General features: G+C 45.1%; 23 protein-coding genes. 9 read left to right on the forward strand and 14 right to left on the reverse strand.

Annotated features, from left to right (window positions below):
* Positions 1 to 41: 41 nt before the first annotated feature.
* From MVI27_RS06780 to MVI27_RS06820, 9 genes are all read right to left on the reverse strand, one after another.
* On the reverse strand, positions 42 to 1,391 hold the full coding sequence (locus tag MVI27_RS06780) for a dihydrolipoamide acetyltransferase family protein (protein WP_246960052.1): 1,350 nt from the start codon (positions 1,389 to 1,391) through the stop codon (positions 42 to 44).
* Positions 1,392 to 1,501: 110 nt separating this feature from the next.
* A complete protein-coding gene (gene lipB, locus MVI27_RS06785; RefSeq protein ID WP_246960053.1) occupies positions 1,502 to 2,224 on the reverse strand; it encodes a lipoyl(octanoyl) transferase LipB in 723 nt (240 codons plus the stop codon).
* A gap of 89 nt (positions 2,225 to 2,313) precedes the next feature.
* Positions 2,314 to 3,054, reverse strand: coding sequence for a tryptophan synthase subunit alpha (gene trpA / locus MVI27_RS06790; protein WP_246960054.1), 741 nt, complete (start codon positions 3,052 to 3,054; stop codon positions 2,314 to 2,316).
* A gap of 10 nt (positions 3,055 to 3,064) precedes the next feature.
* A complete protein-coding gene (gene trpB / locus MVI27_RS06795) occupies positions 3,065 to 4,270 on the reverse strand; it encodes a tryptophan synthase subunit beta (protein ID WP_246960055.1) in 1,206 nt (401 codons plus the stop codon).
* 32 nt (positions 4,271 to 4,302) lie between these two features.
* Entirely contained in the window at positions 4,303 to 4,944 is a 642-nt protein-coding gene (locus MVI27_RS06800) for a phosphoribosylanthranilate isomerase (protein ID WP_246960056.1), read from the reverse strand.
* A complete protein-coding gene (trpC, locus tag MVI27_RS06805) occupies positions 4,941 to 5,714 on the reverse strand; it encodes an indole-3-glycerol phosphate synthase TrpC (protein ID WP_246960057.1) in 774 nt (257 codons plus the stop codon). Before trpC ends, MVI27_RS06800 begins: the two co-directional genes overlap by 4 nt.
* 1 nt (position 5,715) lies before the next feature.
* On the reverse strand, positions 5,716 to 6,702 hold the full coding sequence (gene trpD / locus MVI27_RS06810) for an anthranilate phosphoribosyltransferase (RefSeq protein ID WP_246960058.1): 987 nt from the start codon (positions 6,700 to 6,702) through the stop codon (positions 5,716 to 5,718).
* Positions 6,703 to 6,820: 118 nt separating this feature from the next.
* Entirely contained in the window at positions 6,821 to 7,402 is a 582-nt protein-coding gene (locus MVI27_RS06815; protein ID WP_246960059.1) for an anthranilate synthase component II, read from the reverse strand.
* An 11-nt stretch (positions 7,403 to 7,413) separates the two neighbouring features.
* Positions 7,414 to 8,826, reverse strand: a complete 1,413-nt coding sequence (locus tag MVI27_RS06820) for an anthranilate synthase component I family protein (protein ID WP_246960060.1) — start codon at positions 8,824 to 8,826, stop codon at positions 7,414 to 7,416.
* A gap of 287 nt (positions 8,827 to 9,113) precedes the next feature.
* On the opposite strand from MVI27_RS06820, the gene MVI27_RS06825 reads away from it, so the two are divergent.
* The 5 genes from MVI27_RS06825 (at position 9,114) to MVI27_RS06845 (ending at position 15,084) form a co-directional block, all read left to right on the forward strand.
* Positions 9,114 to 9,320 carry a hypothetical protein gene (locus MVI27_RS06825; protein WP_246960061.1) on the forward strand — a complete coding sequence of 69 codons (207 nt, stop codon included), beginning with the start codon at positions 9,114 to 9,116 and terminating at the stop codon, positions 9,318 to 9,320.
* Between the two features lie 121 nt (positions 9,321 to 9,441).
* On the forward strand, positions 9,442 to 11,139 hold the full coding sequence (gene lysS / locus MVI27_RS06830; protein ID WP_246960062.1) for a lysine--tRNA ligase: 1,698 nt from the start codon (positions 9,442 to 9,444) through the stop codon (positions 11,137 to 11,139).
* A gap of 220 nt (positions 11,140 to 11,359) precedes the next feature.
* Complete coding sequence (gene gyrB, locus MVI27_RS06835) at positions 11,360 to 13,294, forward strand: DNA topoisomerase (ATP-hydrolyzing) subunit B (RefSeq protein WP_246960063.1); 1,935 nt, start codon at positions 11,360 to 11,362, stop codon at positions 13,292 to 13,294.
* A 104-nt stretch (positions 13,295 to 13,398) separates the two neighbouring features.
* A complete protein-coding gene (locus tag MVI27_RS06840) occupies positions 13,399 to 14,208 on the forward strand; it encodes an RsiV family protein (RefSeq protein WP_246960064.1) in 810 nt (269 codons plus the stop codon).
* Between the two features lie 24 nt (positions 14,209 to 14,232).
* Positions 14,233 to 15,084 (forward strand): diacylglycerol/lipid kinase family protein, encoded by an 852-nt coding sequence (locus tag MVI27_RS06845; protein ID WP_246960065.1) that lies wholly within the window; start codon positions 14,233 to 14,235, stop codon positions 15,082 to 15,084.
* Here the strand turns inward: MVI27_RS06845 and MVI27_RS06850 are convergent, their stop codons facing one another.
* The 5 genes from MVI27_RS06850 to MVI27_RS06870 are packed head-to-tail and all read right to left on the reverse strand — an operon-like array spanning position 15,085 to position 19,749.
* On the reverse strand, positions 15,085 to 16,386 hold the full coding sequence (locus tag MVI27_RS06850) for a cryptochrome/photolyase family protein (RefSeq protein ID WP_246960066.1): 1,302 nt from the start codon (positions 16,384 to 16,386) through the stop codon (positions 15,085 to 15,087).
* Positions 16,376 to 17,029, reverse strand: a complete 654-nt coding sequence (locus MVI27_RS06855; protein ID WP_246960067.1) for a MarR family winged helix-turn-helix transcriptional regulator — start codon at positions 17,027 to 17,029, stop codon at positions 16,376 to 16,378. Before MVI27_RS06855 ends, MVI27_RS06850 begins: the two co-directional genes overlap by 11 nt.
* 12 nt (positions 17,030 to 17,041) lie before the next feature.
* Positions 17,042 to 17,737, reverse strand: a complete 696-nt coding sequence (locus MVI27_RS06860) for an SDR family NAD(P)-dependent oxidoreductase (RefSeq protein WP_246960068.1) — start codon at positions 17,735 to 17,737, stop codon at positions 17,042 to 17,044.
* Between the two features lie 30 nt (positions 17,738 to 17,767).
* Positions 17,768 to 19,084 carry an ABC1 kinase family protein gene (locus MVI27_RS06865; protein ID WP_246960069.1) on the reverse strand — a complete coding sequence of 439 codons (1,317 nt, stop codon included), beginning with the start codon at positions 19,082 to 19,084 and terminating at the stop codon, positions 17,768 to 17,770.
* Entirely contained in the window at positions 19,081 to 19,749 is a 669-nt protein-coding gene (locus tag MVI27_RS06870; RefSeq protein ID WP_246960070.1) for a TetR family transcriptional regulator C-terminal domain-containing protein, read from the reverse strand. Before MVI27_RS06870 ends, MVI27_RS06865 begins: the two co-directional genes overlap by 4 nt.
* Positions 19,750 to 19,839: 90 nt before the next feature.
* On the opposite strand from MVI27_RS06870, the gene MVI27_RS06875 reads away from it, so the two are divergent.
* The 4 genes from MVI27_RS06875 to MVI27_RS06890 are packed head-to-tail and all read left to right on the forward strand — an operon-like array spanning position 19,840 to position 23,111.
* Positions 19,840 to 21,315 carry a phytoene desaturase family protein gene (locus tag MVI27_RS06875; RefSeq protein ID WP_246960071.1) on the forward strand — a complete coding sequence of 492 codons (1,476 nt, stop codon included), beginning with the start codon at positions 19,840 to 19,842 and terminating at the stop codon, positions 21,313 to 21,315.
* Positions 21,312 to 22,157: a phytoene/squalene synthase family protein gene (locus MVI27_RS06880; protein WP_246960072.1), complete on the forward strand. Its 846-nt coding sequence runs from the start codon at positions 21,312 to 21,314 to the stop codon at positions 22,155 to 22,157. Before MVI27_RS06875 ends, MVI27_RS06880 begins: the two co-directional genes overlap by 4 nt.
* Before the next feature lie 23 nt (positions 22,158 to 22,180).
* Positions 22,181 to 22,639 (forward strand): hypothetical protein, encoded by a 459-nt coding sequence (locus MVI27_RS06885; RefSeq protein WP_246960073.1) that lies wholly within the window; start codon positions 22,181 to 22,183, stop codon positions 22,637 to 22,639.
* A 1-nt stretch (position 22,640) separates the two neighbouring features.
* A complete protein-coding gene (locus MVI27_RS06890) occupies positions 22,641 to 23,111 on the forward strand; it encodes a sterol desaturase family protein (RefSeq protein ID WP_246960074.1) in 471 nt (156 codons plus the stop codon).
* Positions 23,112 to 23,115: the final 4 nt, after the last annotated feature.

The raw sequence follows: 23,115 nt of genomic DNA on the forward strand, positions 1-23,115 counted from the left end.
TAATTAAAACTAAAAACCTCCGAATTCCGGAGGTTTAGATATTATATTTCAGTGTTCAGATCCCAGTTCTCCAGATAATCATGAACATGTTTCAGGAACATGCCGCCCAATGAACCATCTACCACCCGGTGGTCGTAGGAATGTGACATAAACATCAGCTGACGGATGGCAATCACATCGCCATCAGCGGTTTCCAATACGGCCGGTTTTTTCACAATCGCACCAATTGCCAGAATTCCCACCTGTGGCTGCGGAATAATCGGCGTGCCCATCAGGTTTCCAAAGCTGCCCACATTTGAAATGGTGTAGGTAGCGCCCTGGGTATCTTCCGGTTTTAGTTTTTTATTTCTCGCACGGTGCGCCAGGTCATTGATTGCTTTCGCCAGACCTGACAGGGAAAGCTGATCCGCATTTTTAATCACCGGTACAATCAGGTTACCATCCGGAAGTGCGGTGGCCATTCCGATGTTGATGTTTTTCTTCTTAATGATTTTATCACCATCCACTGAAACGTTGATCATAGGGAAATCCTGAATGGCTTTCACCACGGCCTTCACAAAAATCGGCATAAAGGTCAGCTTCTCGCCTTCCCGCTTTTCAAACAATGCTTTGTGCTTGGCGCGCCATTTCACGACATTGGTTACATCAGATTCAATAAATGAGGTAACGTGCGGCGAGATACGTTTGGAGTTCACCATCGCATCAGCAATGATTTTCCGCACACGGTCCATCTGAATAATCTCATCGCCGGCAGCAACCGGAACCGGCACTGCTTTTGGCGCTGCAGGTGCTGCTGTTGTCGTAGCGGCAGGTTGCGAAGGCGTAATTTGCTGCGCTTGTGGCTGAGCTGTTTTACCTTCTTTGCGATCTGCAACAAAGGATAAAATATCTTCTTTGGTAATTCTACCTTCCATTCCGCTGCCGGAAATAGAGCGAAGTTCGTCTTCGGAAATATTTTCTTCCTGCACAATGGATTTTACCAGTGGTGATAAATACAGATCACCGGTATTCATTTGTGTAGTTGCAGAAGTCTTCTGGAGCGGTTCTTCCAGTGCGGCAATATCCGTTGGTGTAGTCTCCGGAATCTGGGTCTGTACCTCTGCGTGGGATTTTGGTTCCTGCGCCTGCTCTTCCACTGCATCTCCGGCGCCGGCCACCTGCAGAATGGCAATTACTTCCCCAACCTGTGCAACTTCGTCTTTTTGTTTCAGGATTTTGACCAATTTACCGGATACGGGTACCGGTACATCAGAATCTACTTTATCTGTTGCAATTTCCACTACAGAATCGTCCTCCTGCACGGTATCTCCTTCGTTTACAAGCCAGCTGATGATGGTGGCTTCCATGACTCCTTCGCCCATCGAAGGAAGCAATAGTTTATATTCTGCCATTATTGTTTTTCGGTTTTTACAAAGATAAAAATTTTAGCCATTTAGCAAAAAGTGATTTTTAAGCCTGGTTTTTTGTCAAATTTTTAAAAATGTTTTTTCCTGTTTTATGTTTATTGTTCAAAGGTAGCTTCGAAAACTGCGCTGAAATGACGCAGAATTTTCTCCTTAATCTCAGCTGTTTCTTCGGTTGAAAAAGATCGCTCCAGCTCCCGTTCTAATGATGTTACTGCCTTATCCCTGATTCCACACGGGATAATATAATCGAAATATTTTAAATCTGTATTCACATTCAGAGCAAGCCCGTGCATGGTTACCCATTTGGAAGTCTTCACACCCATTGCGCATATTTTTCGGGCGTACGGCGTTCCCACATCCAGCCAGACCCCAGTTTCGCCTTCGCTGCGTTCTCCCTTCAAACCATATTCTGCGATGACACGGATGATCACTTCTTCCAGGTTTCGCATATACAGAAATATATCTGACTTAAAGTTATCCAAATCCAGAATGGGATAGGCCACGATTTGGCCAAAGCCATGATAAGTAATGTCCCCGCCGCGGTTTGTTTGTACAAATTTCGCCTTTAGGTCGCGCAACTTCAGCTGGTCCGCCAGCAAATGCTCCTGCAAGCCGCTTTTGCCCAGCGTGTATACATGCGGATGTTCCACAAACAGAAAATGATTAGGCGTTATTTTTCTGTCATCTTCATGATCGCGGTTGTGAAGTTTGAGCGAAATAATGGAGTCCATCAATTCCTGCTGGTAAGTAAAAGCGGGTTCATATTCCATCAACCCTAAATCTTCAAACTGCAGGACACGGTTTTGAGTACTAGTCATAAAATCTTTTTTCTGAGGCGCAACGCAATACTTTTTACTCATTTATAAAGCCTGAAAAAGAAAAGTGCGGACGCCTGACAAATTTAAAACTAATTGCGGATATTTTCAATAAAAGCCGCCCCCGATGTTTCCCAATCCGGGTCATCCAGCAGAATTTTCACAAAGGCCGAACCTATGATGGCGCCGTCTACTTTAGCTGAAATCTGTTTAAAATCCTCGCAGTTACTAATCCCAAATCCGACCATTATTTCATTTTTAAGTGGCAGTGACTGTAATCGGTTCAGGTAGTTTTCATTATACACCTGCTTCGACTGCTGACCCGTGGTGGATGAACTGGACACTGCATACAGAAATCCGCTGCCCAGTTTATCCAGGTAATAAATTCTTTCAACAGAAGTTTCCGGGGTAATCAGGAAAATAAAATCCAGCTGATATTGTTCTGTAACCTTTTTATACGCTCTTTCAAATTCAACCGGCGGCAGGTCAGGAATAATCAAACCCTGCACGCCCGCATCACGGGCCTCGCGGCAAAAATTTTCGAAACCATATTGCAGGACAGGATTAAGATAACCCATCAGAATAACAGGAATCGTAATACGGTCGCGGATCTCTTTTAATTGCGAAAACAAAATGGAAATAGTCATTCCATTGGCCAGTGCTTTTTCATGTGCTCGCTGAATGACGGGGCCATCCGCCACCGGATCCGAGTACGGCATTCCTATTTCCACATAGTCTGCGCCCGAGTCCTGAATCATTTGCAAAACGCGCCCGGTATCGTTCAGCTGCGGGATTCCTGCGGTAAAATAAATATTAAGTTTTTTCTTTTTCATTGCTGTGTTTTTACAGTTTTCCATCCTTTGCCAAATCAGTCATATACGCTTCCATGTCTTTATCACCGCGTCCGCTCAGGCAGATTACTACTTTTTCCTCCGTTTTAAACTTCATAAAGTCCAGGACTGCCAGTGCGTGCGCCGATTCCAGCGCCGGAATAATTCCCTCGCGCCGTGCCAGTTTCTTTGCAGAAGCCAGCGCCTGCTGATCAGTCACACAAACGAATTCTGCTCTGCCCGAGGCAAACAAATGGGCGTGCATCGGACCAATTCCCGGATAATCCAGACCGGCAGAAATCGAATGCGGTTCAATCACCTGTCCTTCGCCAGTCTGCATCACCAGGCTTTTACTGCCGTGCAAAATGCCGGTCGTACCCAAGGCGGTGGTCGCTGCCGATTTACCTGAGTCAACACCTAAACCGCCGGCCTCTGCCGCGATGAGCCGCACTGACAGTTCATCCGCGAAATGATAAAAAGCACCGGCGGCATTACTGCCACCGCCCACGCAGGCAATGATGGCGTCAGGCAGTTCAGATCCGGTTTGTTCGCGCAGCTGAAATCGTATTTCCTCGGAAATAACACTTTGGAAACGTGCCACCAAATCCGGGAAAGGATGAGGCCCCACCACGCTGCCGATGATATAATGCGTGGAATCAGCGTTATTAATCCAATCGCGCAAGGCTTCGTTCACGGCATCTTTCAGCGTTTTGGAACCCGAAGTGGCAGGAACCACGGTCGCACCCAGCATTTTCATCCGTGCTACGTTGGGCGCCTGCCGCTTGATATCAACCTCGCCCATGTAAACAATGCATTCCAGGCCGAGCAGCGCACAAGCTGTCGCCGTCGCAACGCCGTGCTGGCCCGCGCCCGTTTCGGCAATAATTCTTTTTTTGCCTAAATGCTGCGCAAGAAGTGCCTGGCCCAGCGCGTTATTAATTTTATGCGCACCGGTGTGGTTTAAATCCTCACGCTTCAAATAAATCTGGGTGTTATATTGGTTACTTAAATTTTCAGCAAAATATAATGGCGTGGCACGCCCGACATAGTCTTTCAGCAGCGCCGAATACTGTTTTTTAAATGCCGGCCTTTCCATAATCTCCAGATATTCCGAGCGCAATTCCTCCACATTCGGATACAGCATTTCCGGTACGAAGGCGCCGCCGAACTCGCCATAATATCCGTTGATGTCAGGATTTTTATAGGTTTTATTTATCATCAGTTTTTTGTAATGTTAGCGTATTTAAATTTTCAATTTCTTAACCTTATTAAGAAACTGCGGACCTTGTTTACATCTTTCAGGCCTGGTGCTGTTTCAAAACGTGAGTTAATATCGAGTGTTTGAGGTTGGATTTGTAATGTTTTAAGTTTTGGCAATAAAGATTCATCAATACCGCCGCTTAGCCAATAGGGCTTTTCAAAAGTAACGTCATTAAGAAAACTCCACTCAAAAGATTGTCCGGTTCCACCATAAGAACTGCCATCAGTATCAAATAAAAGAATATCCACTTCTTTCATATGATTGTATCGCTGAATTTGCTGGCAGACTAATCCTTTATCTGAACCGACACGGATTACTTTAATTATTTTAATCCCGGCAGGCAGCGCTTTCTTTACATTTAAAATATAATTTAAATCTTCGTCGCCGTGCAACTGTACAAAATGGAGTCCTGCGTGTTGAGCGATTTCCACTACTTCATGTATATCTGCATTAACAAACACACCCACTTTTCCACTGTGCGTAATTTGTGAAATCGCTTGCAATGAAAGATGAGTCAGCACATATCTTTTAGATTTTGCATAGAAAATAAAACCCAGATAATCAGCGCCCACTTGTTGCAGTTCTTCCGCTTGTTTTAGATTTGTGACCCCGCACACTTTTACTTTCATCATAATGTTTTTACAAAGTTTGCAAACGCTTCCGCCGGCGCATCCGATTCCATAAAACGGGTACCGATCAGAAAACCATTAAATCCGTTTTCTTTTAAATAGTGGTAATCTTCCGCCGACCGCATACCGCTTTCAGCTACTTTAATCACATCCGCCGGAAGTGCCGCCGCCAAATCCACCGAATGCTGCAGATCCACTTTAAAGTTTTTTAGATTGCGGTTATTCACGCCCACCATATCAATTTCTCTACACACATGGCCTAACTCCTCTGCCGAATGCAGTTCCAGTAATACCTGCAATTGCAGACTGTGCGCCAAGTCCGTGAACTCCTGCACCTGTGCCGGAGACAAGCAGGCCGCAATGAGCAGCACCGCCGAAGCCCCCAGCCCGCGCGCTTCATAAAACTGGTATTCGTCCACCATGAAATCTTTTCGCAAGACAGGAATACGGACCGTTTGCACGGCCTTCACAAAATCATTGGCCGAACCGCCAAAAAAAGCCGAATCCGTCAGCACTGAAATTGCACTGGCTCCGCCACGCTCGTAACCTTCAACAGTTTCTGCAACAGCCGCCTTGGCATTGATAATTCCTTTGCTGGGCGATTGTCTTTTAAACTCAGCGATAATGCCGTGTTTATTTTGTACTCCATCCGTGAAAGAAAGCGGGTCTTGTTGCGCTGCGTCAGTTTCCAAAAATTTTCTGTATTCAAATGTGCGCTTCGCTTGTTGCACCTCCAGTTTTTTGTGCGCGATGATTTTCTTTAATATATCCATTTTATTGTATCAGTTTTTTAAAGTTTTGCAGGGCGACTCCGTCGGACAATGTTTTGTAAGCGAGTTCCAGGCATTGTCTATAATCGCCATGCTGTCCTGCGGTTTCCAGCGCAAGGGCGGCATTGGTTGCCACTACCGCATTTTGTGCTTCGGTTCCCTTTCCGCTTAAAATCTGATAAAATATCTCCGCGGCCTTTTCCGGCGTGGTCCCTCCGTATAAATTTTCGGCTCGTACTGGCTGCGGATTCAGGCTGCGCGCGGTACAGACTTTTACGCCGTGACTGGTGATCAGTTTCGTATCGCAGATCAGGCTAACTTCATCATATCCGTCCAGCGAATGCACCAGCAGAAAATGCTGATTTTTCTTTTGCAGCAAATATTGATACAGCCTGGCAATTTCCAGATTGGCCACACCGATGATCGAATACCTCGGCCGCGCCGGGTTAATGAGCGGTCCCAGCAGATTAAAAAAAGTTTTCAGTCCCAGATTTTTGCGCATCGGTGCAATATTCTTCAATGACGTATGAAACAGGGGCGCATGCAGATAACAGAAGTTGCTCTTTTCAAGGTCGCGCTTTAACTCTTCTTCAGTTTTTTTAAACCGGTATCCCAACAGTTCCAGCACGTTCGACGCACCGCTCACCGCAGAGGCGGCATAATTGCCATGCTTAGCGACTGGCTGTCCCGCCGCAGCCACCACCAGTGCAGCCAAGGTTGAAATATTGAAGGTATCCTTTCCGTCGCCGCCCGTGCCCACAATGTCTACCAGTCCATCATTTTCCAGGTTTATATTTGGTGCCAATTGTTGCAGCGCTTCCACGAATCCTTCCAGCTCCTCCATCGTGATACTGCGCATCAGAAAAACCGACACAAACGCCGTCACTTCGATTTCATTAAATATATTTTTGGCAATTTCCAGCAATACGGATTTCGCTTGCGCTTTACTCAGCGTTTGGTGATCAAATAAATATTGTAGTATTTCTTTCATAGTTTAAATATTTTTATTGGGGCAATCCCCTCGCCCATCCTTGGCCAGCCGCGCCGGGGCCGGGCTATCTGCTGCAATCTGCGGCTCCTGTGTCGCCGCAGGATTTACGCGTCTATCCCTATTGCGGCATGGACGCGCCGAAAAAGTTTTCCAGTATTTTTCTGCCGTTGGGCGTCAGGATGCTTTCGGGGTGATATTGCACACCATGTACATCGCAGGTTCTGTGTTGCAGGGACATAATAATACCGTTGGCATCACGGCTCGTAATCAGCAATTCTTCCGGAAAATCCAGCTCAGAGACAGCCCAGCTGTGGTAGCGGCCTACTTCTATTTCAGCCGGCAGGCCCCGTAAAAGTGGAGCTTCCGAAACACAGGAAGTGGCAGCGGTTGCCACCCCGTGGAAAATCTCGCTAAGATTCACCAGCGTCGCCCCGAATACTTCTGCAATCGCCTGCTGTCCCAGACACACGCCGAGAATCGATTTCGTGGCGGCATACTCACGAATAAGGTCACATAAAATTCCGGCCTCAGCGGGAATACCCGGCCCGGGTGAGAGCACAATTTTATCATAAACTCCAACTTCTGCCAGCGTTATTTCGTCGTTTCGGTAGACGTCGGGACGCAGTCCGGTAACCTGCTCGATCATCTGCACCAGGTTATAGGTGAAGCTGTCGTAGTTATCAAGTACAAGTGTTTTCATCTTTGTTTTATTTAAATTTTTTCGGCACGTTCTATCGCCGCACGCAGTGCATTCAGCTTGTTATCTACTTCTTTCAATTCGTTATGTGCCTCCGACTTTGCCGTGATTCCGGCGCCGGCCTGGTAAATGAGTTCATTATTTTTGCTCAGCATCGTGCGGATCATAATCGCCATATTGCAGCTGCCGTCGAAACCGGTAAAACCGATGGCCCCGCCATAAAACGATCGGGAAACCTGCTCATATTTGTCAATCAGCTGCATCGCCCGGTGTTTCGGCGCACCGCTCAGTGTTCCCTGCGGAAATGTGGCCGCGATTACCTCAAAAGGATTTTGATTTGTAGGGAGTGTCGCGCACACTTCACTGACAAGATGAATCACGTGTGAAAAAAACTGCACTTCTTTTAATTTGCTGATGTGCGTTTCGTTTCCGAAGACACTTAGGTCATTACGAGCAAGGTCCACAAGCATGGTGTGCTCTGCGTTCTCTTTTGCGTCGGCTTTTAATTCTTCCGCTGCCTGCAGGTCCGCCGCCACATCTCCGGTCCGGCGAAATGTACCTGCAATCGGATGAATAATGGCTTTGTTATCTTTAATAATAAGCTGGCTCTCCGGGCTGGAACCGATTAATTTATAATCTCCGTAATCAAAAAAGAAGAGATACGGCGACGGATTGATTGTCCGCAGGCTGCGGTACACATTAAACTCATCACCGGCGAAAGGAATGCGGAAACGGCGGCTTAAAACCAGCTGGAAAACATCGCCGCGGAAACAGTGCTGTTTTGCTTTTTCGGTAATTTCCAGAAAATATTCGCTGCTCGAATTGCTTTGTTCTGCGCCGATGGTCTTAAACGGATACACCGGTGCATTCTTCTGATGGATCAGGTTTTCAATTTCGAGGACAGGCGATTTCAGGCCACTGAATTTATTTTCGATAATGAACATTTCATCATTGTAATGATTAATTGCAATCACGACCTGATACAGCCTGTAGCGCAACAGCGGAATCTGATTTTCTGCCTGCTGAATATCAATCTTTTCAAAGAAAGAAACTGCATCATATGAAATGTATCCGTACAATCCCTGCGCGTATTTTGCCATTGGGTGAGCTGCCGGCTCCGATCGAAAACAGTCGCTGAACTCCTGGAGAACATCCGTCAGTTTCTGATTTTCGAGATCGATGCTGAATGGCTCCCCTGCCGGAAACTTCACTTCCGCGGAACGACGGTTTTCTATCTCAATTCCCGCGATGGCATTGACTGCGATAAAAGAAAAGTTATTCTCCGTATTCTGATTTCCGGCGCTTTCCAACAGAATAGTATCACGGAAGCGGTCGCGCAGCCGCAGGTAAATTCCGACCGGCGTGAAGAGATCGCTCATCACTGTTTTTACCGTCGTTTTAAAGGGAAAAGATTCTGAAAAGTTCATGTTAATTTTTAATTTTGAAATAAAAAAAAAGACCTCAGCGGGTCCCGCCAAAGTCTTTTATATGCTTATATAAACAAAATACAAAGATTCGCCTCAGACCCTAAGAGAGTTTGAAAGCCACCACCAAGTATTTTGTACTGTTAGATTCATTACAGCAAATATAGATATGTTTTCAGATAATCCAAACAATTATGAAAAAAAATTAAAAAATAAAATTTACAAAATCTTAAATTTATATTTGCTGGTATCTCAAATTAGTTTAGTTTTGCCACAAATAAAATTTTACTATGAAAAAATTATTAGCAATCGCGTTCGTTGGTGGTCTGATCATGGCGAGCTGTGCAAAAAAAGAATCTGTTGATGAAACAAACACAATGATGACTGAACCGGACAGCATCACTACTCCAATGATGGACAGCACTGCAATGATGCCTGCTGACTCTGCAGCGGTAGTTGCTCCAACGGTAACTGATTCTACAGCAGTAGTACAGTAATCACCACGCAACGAAAGAAAACAGCAGCCTTTTAAAGGTTGCTTTTTTTATGCCCGGCCGGCAGCTGGCTTTTGCTGAAATTTTAATTAAATTTGCATTCTTTTACATATACTTATAATCCATGCAATTAACCGAACAGGAAATCATACGCCGCGAAAAGTTACAAGCCCTCCGAAATCTGGGCATCGAACCATTCCCAGCCGCCGAATATAAAGTAACCGACACGACCTTTTCCGCGAAGGAAAATTATGAAGAAGGAAAAAAGGTGTGCCTCGCCGGCCGCCTGATGAGCCGACGTATTCAGGGGAAAGCCAGCTTTGCGGAATTGCAGGATTCCGAAGGACGTATCCAGGTATATTTTAACCGCGATGAAATCTGTACTGGCGACGATAAGACGCTCTACAATGAAGTATATAAACACTTGCTGGACATTGGTGATATTATCGGTATCGAAGGTGAACTCTTCACCACACAGGTAGGCGAAAAAACAGTGCTGGTAAAAAACCTGACGGTTCTTGCAAAAGCATTGCGTCCTTTGCCGTTGCCTAAAACAGACGCGGATGGAAATACATACGATGCCTTCAATGACGTTGAATTAAGATACCGCCAGCGGTATGTGGACCTGGTAGTGAATCCGCAGGTGAAAGAAGTTTTCATGAAACGCACCAAGTTGTTCACGGCGATGCGTAATTTTTTCAATGATGCCGGATATTTCGAAGTGGAAACCCCGGTGTTGCAGCAAATCCCCGGCGGTGCAGCCGCGCGGCCTTTCATCACGCATCACAACGCGCTGGATATACCATTATATCTCCGTATTGCGAACGAACTGTATCTGAAAAGACTGATCGTGGGCGGATTCGACGGTGTCTATGAGTTTGCGAAAAACTTCCGTAATGAAGGAATGGACCGCACCCACAACCCGGAATTCACGGTGATGGAAATCTACGTGGCCTACAAAGATTATAACTGGATGATGGACTTCACCGAACAATTGCTGGAGTTCTGTGCCACACAGGTGAACGGCAGTCCGGAGTCCGAGTTTGGCGAACACAAAATCAGCTGGAAAGCGCCCTACCCACGTGTGTCCATGACGGACGCCATCAAGAAATTTACAGGTTTCGATATTACCGGTAAAACTGAAAAAGAATTATTTGACTTCGCGCAGTCTATCGGTATTGAGGTGGACGACACCATGGGCAAAGGAAAACTCATTGACGAAATTTTTGGTGAAAAGTGTGAAGGCAATTTCATTCAGCCCACCTTTATTACAGATTATCCGGTAGAAATGTCGCCACTGACCAAAAAGCACCGAAGCCAGGAAGGCCTCACGGAGCGTTTCGAACTGATGGTATGCGGCAAGGAGATTGCCAATGCCTACTCGGAGCTAAACGACCCGATTGATCAGCGGGAGCGTTTTGAAGCACAGCTGGCCTTATCCGAAAGAGGTGACGATGAAGCCATGTTTATCGATAACGATTTTCTGCGTGCTCTGGAATACGGTATGCCACCGACCTCCGGCTTAGGAATCGGCATGGACCGCCTGATTATGTTCCTGACAAATAATCCATCCATTCAGGAAGTTTTGTTTTTCCCGCAGATGAAACCCGAAAAAACAACAGCGCAGGTTGAACTTGGGGAAGATGAAAAAGTAATCATTGAAATCCTGGCCTCGCAGGAAGCGCCGATGCTTTTAAATGAAGTTAAAGAGCGCAGCCAACTTTCGGGGAAAAAGTGGGACAAAGCCACCAAAGGGCTCACCAAACTGGAACTCATTAAGGTGGAGAAATCAGAGGAAGGACTGTTTATGCAGGCACTTTAAATTCATCATCATAGATAACTTTTAAATCCCTGCTCTGCGGGGATTTTTCATGCCGCTAATTACTGTATTTGAACAGCTGAGAACCTTTCGTATTCCGCGTATTTTTCGTATATTTGTTAGTCTTTTTTATACCGCTGAAACGGCGGTATTTTCAAGGATTGGTTTTAATACAAAGTCGACAGCCGGCAGCTGATAACTGCCGTTCAAATAAATATAGAATATGAGTCAAAAAGAATATACGGCCAGTAGTATTCAGGCGCTGGAAGGAATTGAACACGTGCGGTTGCGTCCGTCCATGTACATCGGTGATGTCGGAACGCGTGGCTTGCACCATTTGGTGTATGAAGTAGTGGATAACTCCATTGATGAAGCATTGGCAGGATACTGTGATTCGATCATGGTAACCATTCATGAAGGAAACGGAATTTCGGTACGTGATAACGGCCGTGGGATTCCGGTGGACTTTCACGAGAAAGAGCAAAAATCTGCGCTTGAAGTTGTTATGACGAAAATTGGCGCCGGTGGTAAATTTGATAAGGATTCCTACAAGGTTTCCGGAGGTTTGCACGGTGTCGGGGTTTCCTGTGTGAATGCCCTCTCCACTTCCTTGGTGGCTACGGTTTTCCGCGGTGGTAAAGTTTATCAGCAAAATTATTCCAAAGGCCATGCGCTGGAAGATGTACGCGAAATCGATGTAACCGAAGAACGCGGAACTGAAGTATTTTTCCAGCCGGATGATTCTATTTTCCATGAACTCGTATACAGTTATGATACACTTGCCAGCAGACTGCGCGAACTTTCTTACCTGAACAAAGGCATCCGTATTACGCTGACCGATGAACGACTGGTAGACGAAGAAGGCGTTGTGAAACATGAGGTCTTTTATTCAGAAGGCGGTCTTAAGGAGTTTGTAGAGTACATCGATGGCAACCGTGAGAGCATTATGAACAACGTCATCTTTATGGAAGGTGACAAGGATAATATTCCGGTGGAAGTGGCGATGCGTTATAACACCTCATATAATGAGAACCTGCACTCTTATGTAAATAATATTAATACACACGAAGGAGGAACGCACTTAGCCGGTTTCCGACGTGCGCTTACGCGTACGCTCAAGAAATTTGCTGATGAGCTCGGGCTTCCCGCTAAAGAGAAAGTAGAAGTAACCGGTGATGACTTCCGCGAAGGGTTGACCGCTGTTATTTCGGTGAAAGTGATGGAACCTCAGTTTGAGGGCCAGACCAAAACCAAGCTTGGAAACAGCGAGGTAAGCGGTGCCGTGGATAAAATCGTGGGCGAAATGCTGACCAACTTCCTGGAAGAGCACCCGAATGAAGCGAAGCAAATCGTTCAGAAGGTAGTTCTCGCTGCAAAAGCACGGCAGGCCGCAAAAAAGGCCCGCGAAATGGTTCAGCGCAAGTCGCCGATGGGCGGCAGCGGCCTTCCCGGAAAACTCTCAGACTGCTCTTCCAAAGACCCGGCCATTTCGGAATTGTTCCTGGTAGAGGGTGACTCGGCAGGCGGAACGGCAAAACAAGGCCGTGACCGTCATTTCCAGGCGATCCTGCCACTGCGGGGTAAGATTCTGAACGTGGAAAAATCCATGCTACACAAAGTGTATGATAATGATGAAATCAAAAATATCTACACGGCACTGGGCGTTTCCGTCGGAACTGAAGAAGATTCCAAAGCCCTAAATATCAGCAAACTGCGTTATCATAAAATTGTAATTATGACCGATGCTGATATCGACGGGGCGCACATCAGTACGCTGATTCTGACGTTCTTCTTCCGTTATATGAAAGAGCTGATTGAGAATGGCTACGTCTATATTGCCCAACCGCCACTCTATCTTTTGAAAAAAGGAAATAAGAAGATTTATGCTTACAATGAAAAGGAAAGAGAAGAGCTGACGCTGGAACTCGCTCCGGACGGAAAAGGCGTAGAAGTGCAGCGTTACAAAGGTCTCGGGGAAATGAATCCGGAGCAGCTGTGGGATACAACGCTGAATCCGGAACACCGAATTCTGAAACAAGTAACGATTGAAAGCCTGGCAGAAGCTGATAATGTATTCTCCATGCTGATGGGCGATGAAGTTCCGCCGCGCCGTGACTTTATCGAGAAGAATGCGATTTATGCCAAGATTGATGTATAATCGCTGCATCATCAAATACTATATTTTAAAAACTGTCCATTCGGGCAGTTTTTTTATCTTTTTGCCTGATATTTGCATCCTTTACGACAAACATTATTTAAATTATGAAAAAAATATGGTACGCTTTTCCCGTTCTGCTGCTCTCCCTTGCAGCCTGTAAAAAAACAACTGAAGTACAACATTCCGGTACCGGGACAGATACGGTTGCCGTGCAAAAACCAGAATTTAAGGAAAGCGATTCGGTTATATTTCGGGATTCTGTTCAGCTGGATAAAAATCTCACCGCTTTGTTTGAGTCCACGGTTCCCACCTTTGACGGTACGGCTGATAAGGCACTTCTTGATTCCCTTTACAAACCTGCCAATCTGCAATTAAATGGCTATTCACGCAGCGAACTGGAAGCGGGCTTAAAAGCTTCTGCGCAGCAATATTATGATGACATCAGGAAAACATTAGCTGACTTTAAACCAACTTTTCACCAAACGTGGAACCAGAGCAGCCACATGAAAACATTTTCACGCGAACATGATTTTCTTACTATCCAATACAAATCCGACGGCTACAGTGGTGGTGCCCACGGTTATTATAACGAAATTTATAAAGTTTTTGATTTAAAGAATAATAAAACCTTACAGCTGAGTGATGTGGTCGAAAATCAGGATTCCCAGGTATGGTCGAGGATTTTGATGGATCACTTTCTTAAAAATGATCTCGGCACCGGACAAAGTGAAATGCTGTTGGTGAAAGAGATTCCGCTGAACAACAATTTTTACTTTGATAACCAAAATCTGTATTTTCTGTACAATCAATATGAAATTGCGGCCTATGCAGCCGGACCGGTTTTGATCAAAGTGCCTTTTTCCGACATTAAACCGATGCTGACACAATCCTTCCGTGAGAGACTGTCTTTATAAGCAACGTATTGCTATTTTTGCAGCATGAAAAACGTTGCCTGCATCATCAATCCAAACTCCTCCAAGGGTAAATATCACGCTGCCTTACAGGCTTTTCAGAAGGTGCTGCACGATGACCGTATCCTGCTTTCCAGATCGGCGCAGGACACGCATGAATTTATCAAAAAACAGTGGAACGACACGGATATTTTTATTGCTGTAGGCGGTGATGGGACCATTACCTCAGTAGCGTGCCAGCTGGCGCATTCGGATAAAATTTTAGCCATTTTGCCGGGCGGTTCCGGTAATGGATTTTCGCGCGAGCATCAGTTTGATAAAGATATTGACGGACTTCTAAGTAAAATTAAAGGCAAACAATACCGCCGGATTGATACCTTCACCGTGAACGGACACTTATCCATCAATGTTTCAGGCGTCGGCTTTGATGGCGTCGTCACTAAATTATTTGAAAAAACCAACCGTGGACTCTGGAATTATGTTAAAGTTTCTTTACGAACCTTTTTTTCGTATAAGCCTGTAGAGATTAAGTTTGAGGATGAAAAACACGTAAGCCGCAAAGGTAAATATCTGATGATTAATGTGGCCAACACCCGTCAGTTTGGAAACAATGCCTTTATTGCTCCACACGCGACCACTACGGACGGACTTGCTGAAATTGTCCTGGTTAAGAAATTTCCGCTTTGGTACGGAGCCATCTTCGCTGCCAGATTATTTGCAGGAACCTTAAAAGAGGATGAATATATATCCTACATTTCAACCGCAGATATTAGCTTTTCCGTGAACAGCCGGGATTGGCATCTGGATGGCGATTACATCGAAATTAGTTCGCCGGTTCACATACAGGTACAGCCGGCCAGCCTTTGTGTTTTGCAGTAATCAGCTTTTTTGTAACGCCTTTTTGTAGGTATTTAACGCTTTTTCCCGCGTAGCTTTGTGCTCGACTATTGGTTGGGGATATTCTGTCGTATTGAATTCCGGCACCCACTTTTTAATGTATATAAATTCAGGGTCGAATTTCTTTTGCTGTTCTTCCAGATTAAAAACCCTGAAATACGGGGAGGCATCGGCGCCGCTGCCGGCACACCATTGCCAGTTTCCATTGTTGGCAGACAGATCATAATCCAGCAATTGAACTGCGAAATAGGCTTCACCGATACGCCAGTCGGTCAGCAGGTGTTTGGTCAGAAAACTGGCGCAGACCATCCGGACGCGGTTCGGCATATATCCCGTTTTGTTCAGCTGGCGCATTCCGGCATCTACTAAGGGATAACCGGTTTTGCCTTGCTGCCATTTTGAGAGATGATCTTCATTGTGCTCCCACGGAATACTGTCGTATTCCGCACGAAAAGAATGAGTAACCACCTTTGGAAAATGATATAAAATCTGCATGAAAAATTCCCGCCAGATCAGTTCTTTCAGAAAAACTTCACTCTTGTCTCCTACTCTTTCCACCAACTTCCTGATGCCGATCGTTCCAAAGCGGAGATGCACGCTGAGTTCGCTGGTATGCTCGGAAGGCGTATTTCTGATCTCGGCATATCGTTTCAGAAATGCATCGGTTAGTTGAGGAACTTTCCAGCTGCCGCCCGTGCTTTCAAAACCAATATCCTTTAAACTAAGCCTTTTAAATCTGCTGTCTACCAGCTGGTCCAAATGTCTTTCGCTCGGATATGGTTTCTGTGGATTTTCCTTCCAGTGTTCCAGCCATTTTTTTGAATAAGGCGTGTACACGCTGTACGGGCTTCCATCTGCTTTTACAATGTCGTCTTTCGCGAAGATCACCTGGTCTTTGTAACTATAAAAAGAAATGTTTTTTCCCTCTAAAAAATCGCAAATTTCGGCATCCCTTTTAATTGCAACAGGTTCATAATCTTCATTGGTATAAACCGCCGCGACATCATAATCCTGCACTAATTTTTTAAAGATATCGAGCGGTTTTCCATGGTATTCCGCAATTGCTTTTCCTTTTAAGGCAAGTTTATCCTGAAGCCCACCGAGATGCTGCCTGATGAAATCAACGCGCCGGTCCTCCTTGTTTTCCAGTTGATCCAGGATTGTGGTATCAAATATAAAAAGAGGAAGAACCGGCTCCTTTTCAGAAAGTGCGCGGTATAAAGCATGATTATCGTCCAGCCGCAAATCCCGGCGCATCCAGTAAAGTGAAAGCCTAGTTTTCACTTCCCAGCAAGCTTAAAAATTCTGCCGGATCCTCCGTGCGTCGCGTCGTATAAATAGTGTGGTGAAATGTATTTAACTCTTTCAGCATTCTCAGCAGGTCTTCCTTTTCCTTTTCGGAAAGCCGGCCGCACATTACTTTGGAAACTGTCGTGATATCTTTCATGGAAGCGTTAAAAAGTTCCCTTCCCTTCGCGGTAACAGATATTCTCGTGCTGCGCTTGTCTTTGGTGTCGGGCTTTTCTGCCAACAGGCCATGTTTCACGAGCCTTTTGATGATTTCAATTCCTGTTTGTTTCTCATGCGCATTTTTATCAATGAGCTGCATTTTCGTTAATGAATCGTAATCCATCATCCGGTAGAGATAGGTGAAATCTTCATTCACCAACTCCGGATGTTTGTCTAAGGACTTTTTAATCAAATGCTTACTGTAGCGGCCCAGCATAATCACCTGTTTCGCAATCTGATTTTCCAAATCATTCACATCCAGTTCATATTTTTCAGTCAGATTTTCCGGATTCTCGCGTTGGTAAGCCTGTTCATTCAGGAAAAGGCGGAAGTCTTCCAAAGTAATGGTTCCAGACGGACGCGTGCTCTGGCACTTTTCAAGCTCGGTGAGCAATTGTACAATTGTGTCTAATTCCATATTACAAATTTACTAACTTTTAATACTCCCCATACCACCATCCAGGCCAATTACCTGTCCGGTCATCCAGGAACTTTCATCCGACATTAAAAATGCTGCCAGCGCTGCAATATCCTGCGGTGTTCCCACGCGCTGCAACGGATGCCTCTTATCGGCCGCTTCGCGCTTTTGCTCAGTGGACAATAAAGCCGCAGATAAGCTGGTATCCGTCAGCGATGGCGCAATGGCGTTTACGCGAACTTTTTGCAAAGCAACTTCTGCCGCCAGGCTTTTAGCCAAACCTTCAATCGCGCTCTTACTGGCAGAAATTGATGTGTGGAAAGGCATTCCCAGTTTTGCTGCGACGGTGGAAAACAATACAATACTGCTGCCATCCGCTTTTTTCAGCGCTGACAGGCACTTGTGAATCACCTTTACTGCACCAATAAAATTTTGTTCAAAATCTGCACGATAATCATCTTCTGTTAACCGCTGAAAAGGTTTTAGCACAATGGACCCGGGACAGTAAATCAGCCCATGCAATACTTCGGGCACTTCAAGAGTTTCCAGAGAATCTTTAACCACATCCAGCGGGATAAATTTTGTGTTCAGCGCTGCCAGCTCAGGTGTTTCATGTCGCGAAACTGTGATCAGGTTGTTTTCCCGCAGTTTCCAGGCGCACGCCAGCCCGATTCCTTTGCCGGCCCCGATGATGAGAATATTTTTCATATGAACAGATTTTGATGGTACTTCCAATGATTAGTTAAGATATTGCTGGTAGTTATACACGCGAACAGGTCCGCCGTGCAGATTATTCATCAAACTATAGAGCCCGAAAAACGTACGGTTCATATAAATAAAATGCCGTGAACCCCGGTCTGCACTCCGGTTTCTCAGTTCAGCGCTTTTCGCATACTTTTGGCCCAGGTCCGATAGAGCATTGAGAAATTCCGCATCTCTAAAATCAAAGTAATCATAGCGGAAAGGCGTGAAAAACAGCGTAAACAATTCATGGAATAAATCACTGAAAAACACGCGGTCTTCCTCGCTGTCTTCATCTGATAACAGTTCCAGTTCATGCATCAGTTCTTCAAAACGTGCAGGATCATCCAGATTTTCCGGTTTCGACAAGGCAAAGTAGGGATTATAAAATTCCGCAGGAATGTGCTTCATACACCCAAAATCAAGTGCAATTAAGCTGTCATTCCGGTCTACTAAAAAATTCCCCGGATGCGGATCCGCATGAACGCGATGCAGACCGTGAATCTGAAACATATAAAAATCCCACAATGTCTGCGACACCAGAGCACGCGATTCCGGGCTGCGATTCTGCTTCGTGAACTCAGCCAGATGAATTCCCTCCATCCAATCCATTGTTATGATTTTGGAAGAAGACCATTGCGGGTAATACTGTGGCAGCCGAAGATTGGGCAGGTGTACGCACTGCGCGGCCATTTCCATACTCTGGTGAATTTCTCGCCGGTAATCCGTTTCCTCCAGCAGTTTTCCTTCTACTTCGCGGAAATAACGATCTGAATTTTCAGCTTTTATGTTAAATAACTTTAATGCCAGCGGTTTTACCATCGCCAAATCCGAAGAAATACTTTCGGCAACGCCCGGATACTGAATTTTAACGGCAAGTTTGCGCCCGTTTTTAGTGGCTTCGTGCACCTGGCCAATGCTGGCCGCATGCGTACTCTGGCGATTGAATGTATCGAAAAATTCCTGAGGCCGTTTCCCCAGCTGAGCAGAAAACATTTTATCCACTAGTGGCGCGGACAGAGGCGGGACCTGAAACTGTGCCAGCGAAAACTTTTCAACATAGGCGGTTGGCAGCATATTTTTTTCCATACTGAGCATTTGTGCTACCTTCAACGCGCTGCCTTTCATTTGCTTCAAGCTGTCATAAATATCCGACGCGTTATTGCGATCCAGTTGCTCGCGCGCCTGTTCGCGGCTGCCGGTTACCTGGTCGCCATAATATTTAAGGTAGTTCACGCCCACCTTGGCACCCGTCTGCAAAATCTTGGCAGCGCGCTCAATTTTAGAAACAGGAATTCGGTCTAAGCTTTTCATATAAACGGACGGATTTTCTCGTGATACAGAAATTTACCAAGGTCAGCCAGCTTGCGCGCAGGACTGATATCGAGCAGGGAAAAGGCTGTGTCTAAAGATTTTTCGATATAAACATCGGTCTTCTCAAAGCGCGGGCTGTCATCTTCCAGCCAAAACTTTAAAACAGATAGCAGGTGTACCCAGAAAACATCGGCGGTCGCACGACTTTGCACTTTATGGAAATCGCTGAGCGACCGTACCTCTTCCATTTTAATATAATGCGGAAGGGCAAGATTTTTGATATAGTCAGAAAATAGTTTTTTAGCGGATTGCACGTTGCGCCACCGGTCTGCACGGCTCGGTTTCTCCTGCAGCAGATATAAAACCAGACTGCGGTTAATCGCAAGTTGCTCGAAGAATGTAAAATAAAAGGTCAGCAGCCGCTCTTTTGCATCATCAGTTGAATACTGATGGCCAGAAATAAGTTCAAGAGTGCGTTTCATAAAAAATGGAAAATAGCTTTGTTCCAGGTTTCGGAAAGAACCAAAGCAAGCATAAAACTCCGGCTCGGCTATTTGATGTTGTTGGCAGAACTGATAAACACTGGCCGGTGGTGTGCCATTTCTCAGCACCACATCTGCGTACAGCTCCATCAGTAATTCACGATTTATTTCAGAAGAATGCATATTAATTTGTTTTTGATGAAACAAATTTAGTAAATATATTTTCTAATATGAAAATAAAAGTATAGTTTTGTTCTATCACAAATGTAGATTATGAAAAATGCTGTCGTCATTGGATCCGGATTTTCTTCGCTGGCCGCTGCCTGCTATCTCGCAAAAGATGGTTATGCTGTGGATGTGCTGGAGAAGAATGAACAAATCGGTGGCCGCGCTTCCATACTGGAAATGGAAGGCTTCCGGTTTGATATGGGGCCCAGCTGGTATTGGATGCCGGATATTTTCGAACGGTTTTTTGCTGACTTTGGGAAAGAAGTTTCGCAGTATTATGAATTGAAAAAGCTTTCGCCGGGTTATCGTGTTGTGTTCGGTAAAGGAGATTATATTGATATCTCTGATGAGCCGGAAGAAATCATAAAAACTTTTGAAAAGATCGAACCGGGCAGTGGCAGGCACCTTCGTAAGTTTATGGATGAAGCCAAACGAAATTACGAAATAGCAATGCAGGACCTGGTTTATAATCCCGGTAAATCTTTGCTGGAACTGGTGAGTCCGCAAACGGTTGCCCGCCTGCCCTTATTTGTGCAAAACATTTCACAAACGGTTCGTCGCAACATCAAAAATCCGAAGCTGCGCAGCATTCTGGAATTTCCGGTTTTGTTCCTTGGTGCGAAACCAGACAAAACGCCGGCTTTTTATAACTTTATGAACCATGCAGACTTCGGCCTGGGAACCTGGTATCCGAAAGGTGGTTTCAATGCTGTGGCGCTGGGCATGGCGAAGCTGGCGGAAGAACTCGGCGTGCGCTTTCACTGTAATCAGGAAGTGCGGAAAATAAGGTGTGAAGACGGTTACGCAACCGGTGTCGAATGCGCACAAGGTGTTTTTTCCGCAGATGTTATTGTTTCCGGTGCTGATTATGCGCACACCGAACAGCTGCTGCCGAAGGAACTGCGCAACTATACCACAGAATATTGGTACAAGAAAACCTTTGCGCCGTCCTCCTTTCTATATTACGTTGCCTTTGATAAACCCGTACCAGAACTGCTGCATCATAATTTATTTTTCGATACGGATTTTGAACATCATGCAGCGGAAATTTACGATACACCGCAATTACCCGCAAAACCCTTATTTTACGCCAATTTTTCTTCAAAAACCGATGATTCCTTATGCCCGGCGGGCAAGGAAACCGGCTTCTTTCTCATTCCGGTAGCGGTCGATTTGGAAGACAGCCCTGAAGTTCATGAGCAATACTTCGAGGTAATTATGGATCGAATCAAAAAGAATACAGGAATAGATCTGAGACCATCTGTATTATTCAAAAAAAGTTTTGGCGTTCAGGACTTTAAAGACCGCTACCATTCCTGCCGCGGCAATGCATATGGTTTGGCTAATACTTTGCTTCAGACCTCTGTCCTGCGGCCGAGCATATCCAACAAAAAAATTAAAAATCTTTTCTACACGGGACAACTCACCGTACCGGGCCCGGGGGTTCCGCCGGCACTGATTTCCGGAAAGGTGGTGACAGAATACATCAAAAAACAGAAACACAAAATTCTCAGCATATGAACAATTTCGCTATTTACCAGGATGTCTGCAACAGTACGTCGCAGATGGTAACCGAACGGTACAGCACTTCTTTTTCCCGTGCCTCTACTCTTTTCCATGCTGAGATACGCCAGCATATTTATAATATTTATGGTTTCGTGCGCCTGGCTGATGAAATCGTAGATACATTTCACGATTACGATAAATCCAGACTGTTGCAGGAGTTTGAGGACAGTTATAAAGCAGCGAGAGAGAACCGCATTTCGCTGAATCCGATTTTAAATTCTTTTTGCCGTACACAGCGCGAGAAAAACATTCCACAGCATTTGGTTGACTCTTTTCTGCATTCCATGCGCATGGATTTAGGGAAAATTAAAAACCTGAATGATGAGCGGTACAATGAATACATTTACGGTTCTGCGGAAGTGGTCGGGCTTATGTGCCTGAAAGTTTTTGTGGATGGCAATGATGCGGAGTACGAACGGCTAAAACCGTATGCACAAAGCCTTGGCGCTGCCTTTCAGAAAATTAATTTTCTGCGGGATATCAGTGCGGACTTTAATGATCTGGACCGCACCTATTTTCCGAATATTGATTTTAAGAATTTTTCAGCGGCTGATAAAGCGGAAATTGAGCAGGATATTGCCCGCGATTTTGCCCACGCGAAAAAAGGGATTACGCAGCTGCCGATCTCAAGTAAAATTGCTGTTTTTATGGCGTATAAATATTATTTTAATTTATTTAAAAAAATCCGGCGTACCAAAGCAGAACAGCTGATGCAGAAGCGCATCCGGGTTTCCAATGCACGGAAGATCTATCTCTTCGGGGAAATGATTGTAAATAAAAACCTAAATTTACTTTGATGAAAACTTAAAAATATAGTCAGATGAAGCTCAGGTATTTATTTTTCGTTTTACTTTTTGGCCAGATGTGTAATGCCCAATCCTCAGTTCAGTTCCGCGAAATGATTAAAAAAGCGCAGCACTCCGAGAGTGAGACCAAAACATTTATTAATAAAGCGGAAGCCGCTTACAGCAAAAGCGGAAATGCCTTATACCAGGGTTTTCATGCAGCGGGAAATTTCCTAATGGTGAAACATGTTTTTAATCCGTTAAAAAAAATGTCTTACTTCAAAGAAGGAAAACAACTGATGGAACAGGCGATTAAAGCCGCGCCGGATAATGTGGAGCTCCGCCTGATGCGACTCATTACGCAGGAAAACATTCCGAGTTTGCTCGGCTACCATCAGCATATTGAAGAGGACAGAAAGTTTCTGAAAAAAGCCTTCCCCACCGTACAGGACGCGGAAATTAAAAAATATATGAAAGAAAAATTAAAACTCTAAGATGCAAACGGCATATTTTATTTTGATTACACTGGCTGTATTTTTAGCCATGGAAGGCATTACTTGGCTTACACACCGGTATGTGATGCATGGTTTCGGCTGGTACCTTCATGAAGATCATCATCAGCCCGGCTATCCGCATGTCTTTGAAAAGAACGACGCTTTCTTTGTAATCTTCGCGATTCCCAGCATTCTGCTGTTTTATTTCGGCAGCCGTGGCGACCTGAACTGGATGTTTTTTGTAGGACTCGGTATTCTGATTTATGGAATTTGTTATTTCCTGGTCCATGATGTTTTAATTCATCGCAGATTTAAATGGTTTGATAAAACCAATAACTGGTATTTCCGCGGTTTACGAAAAGCACACAAAATGCACCACAAGCATCTCGGCAAGCACGATGGCGAATGCTTCGGAATGCTGTATGTTCCCTATAAATACTTTAAAGAGGCACGATTGTCCACCAAAAAATAATATA

Source organism: Chryseobacterium salipaludis (assembly GCF_022968825.1).
GTDB classification, from domain to species: domain Bacteria; phylum Bacteroidota; class Bacteroidia; order Flavobacteriales; family Weeksellaceae; genus Kaistella; species Kaistella salipaludis.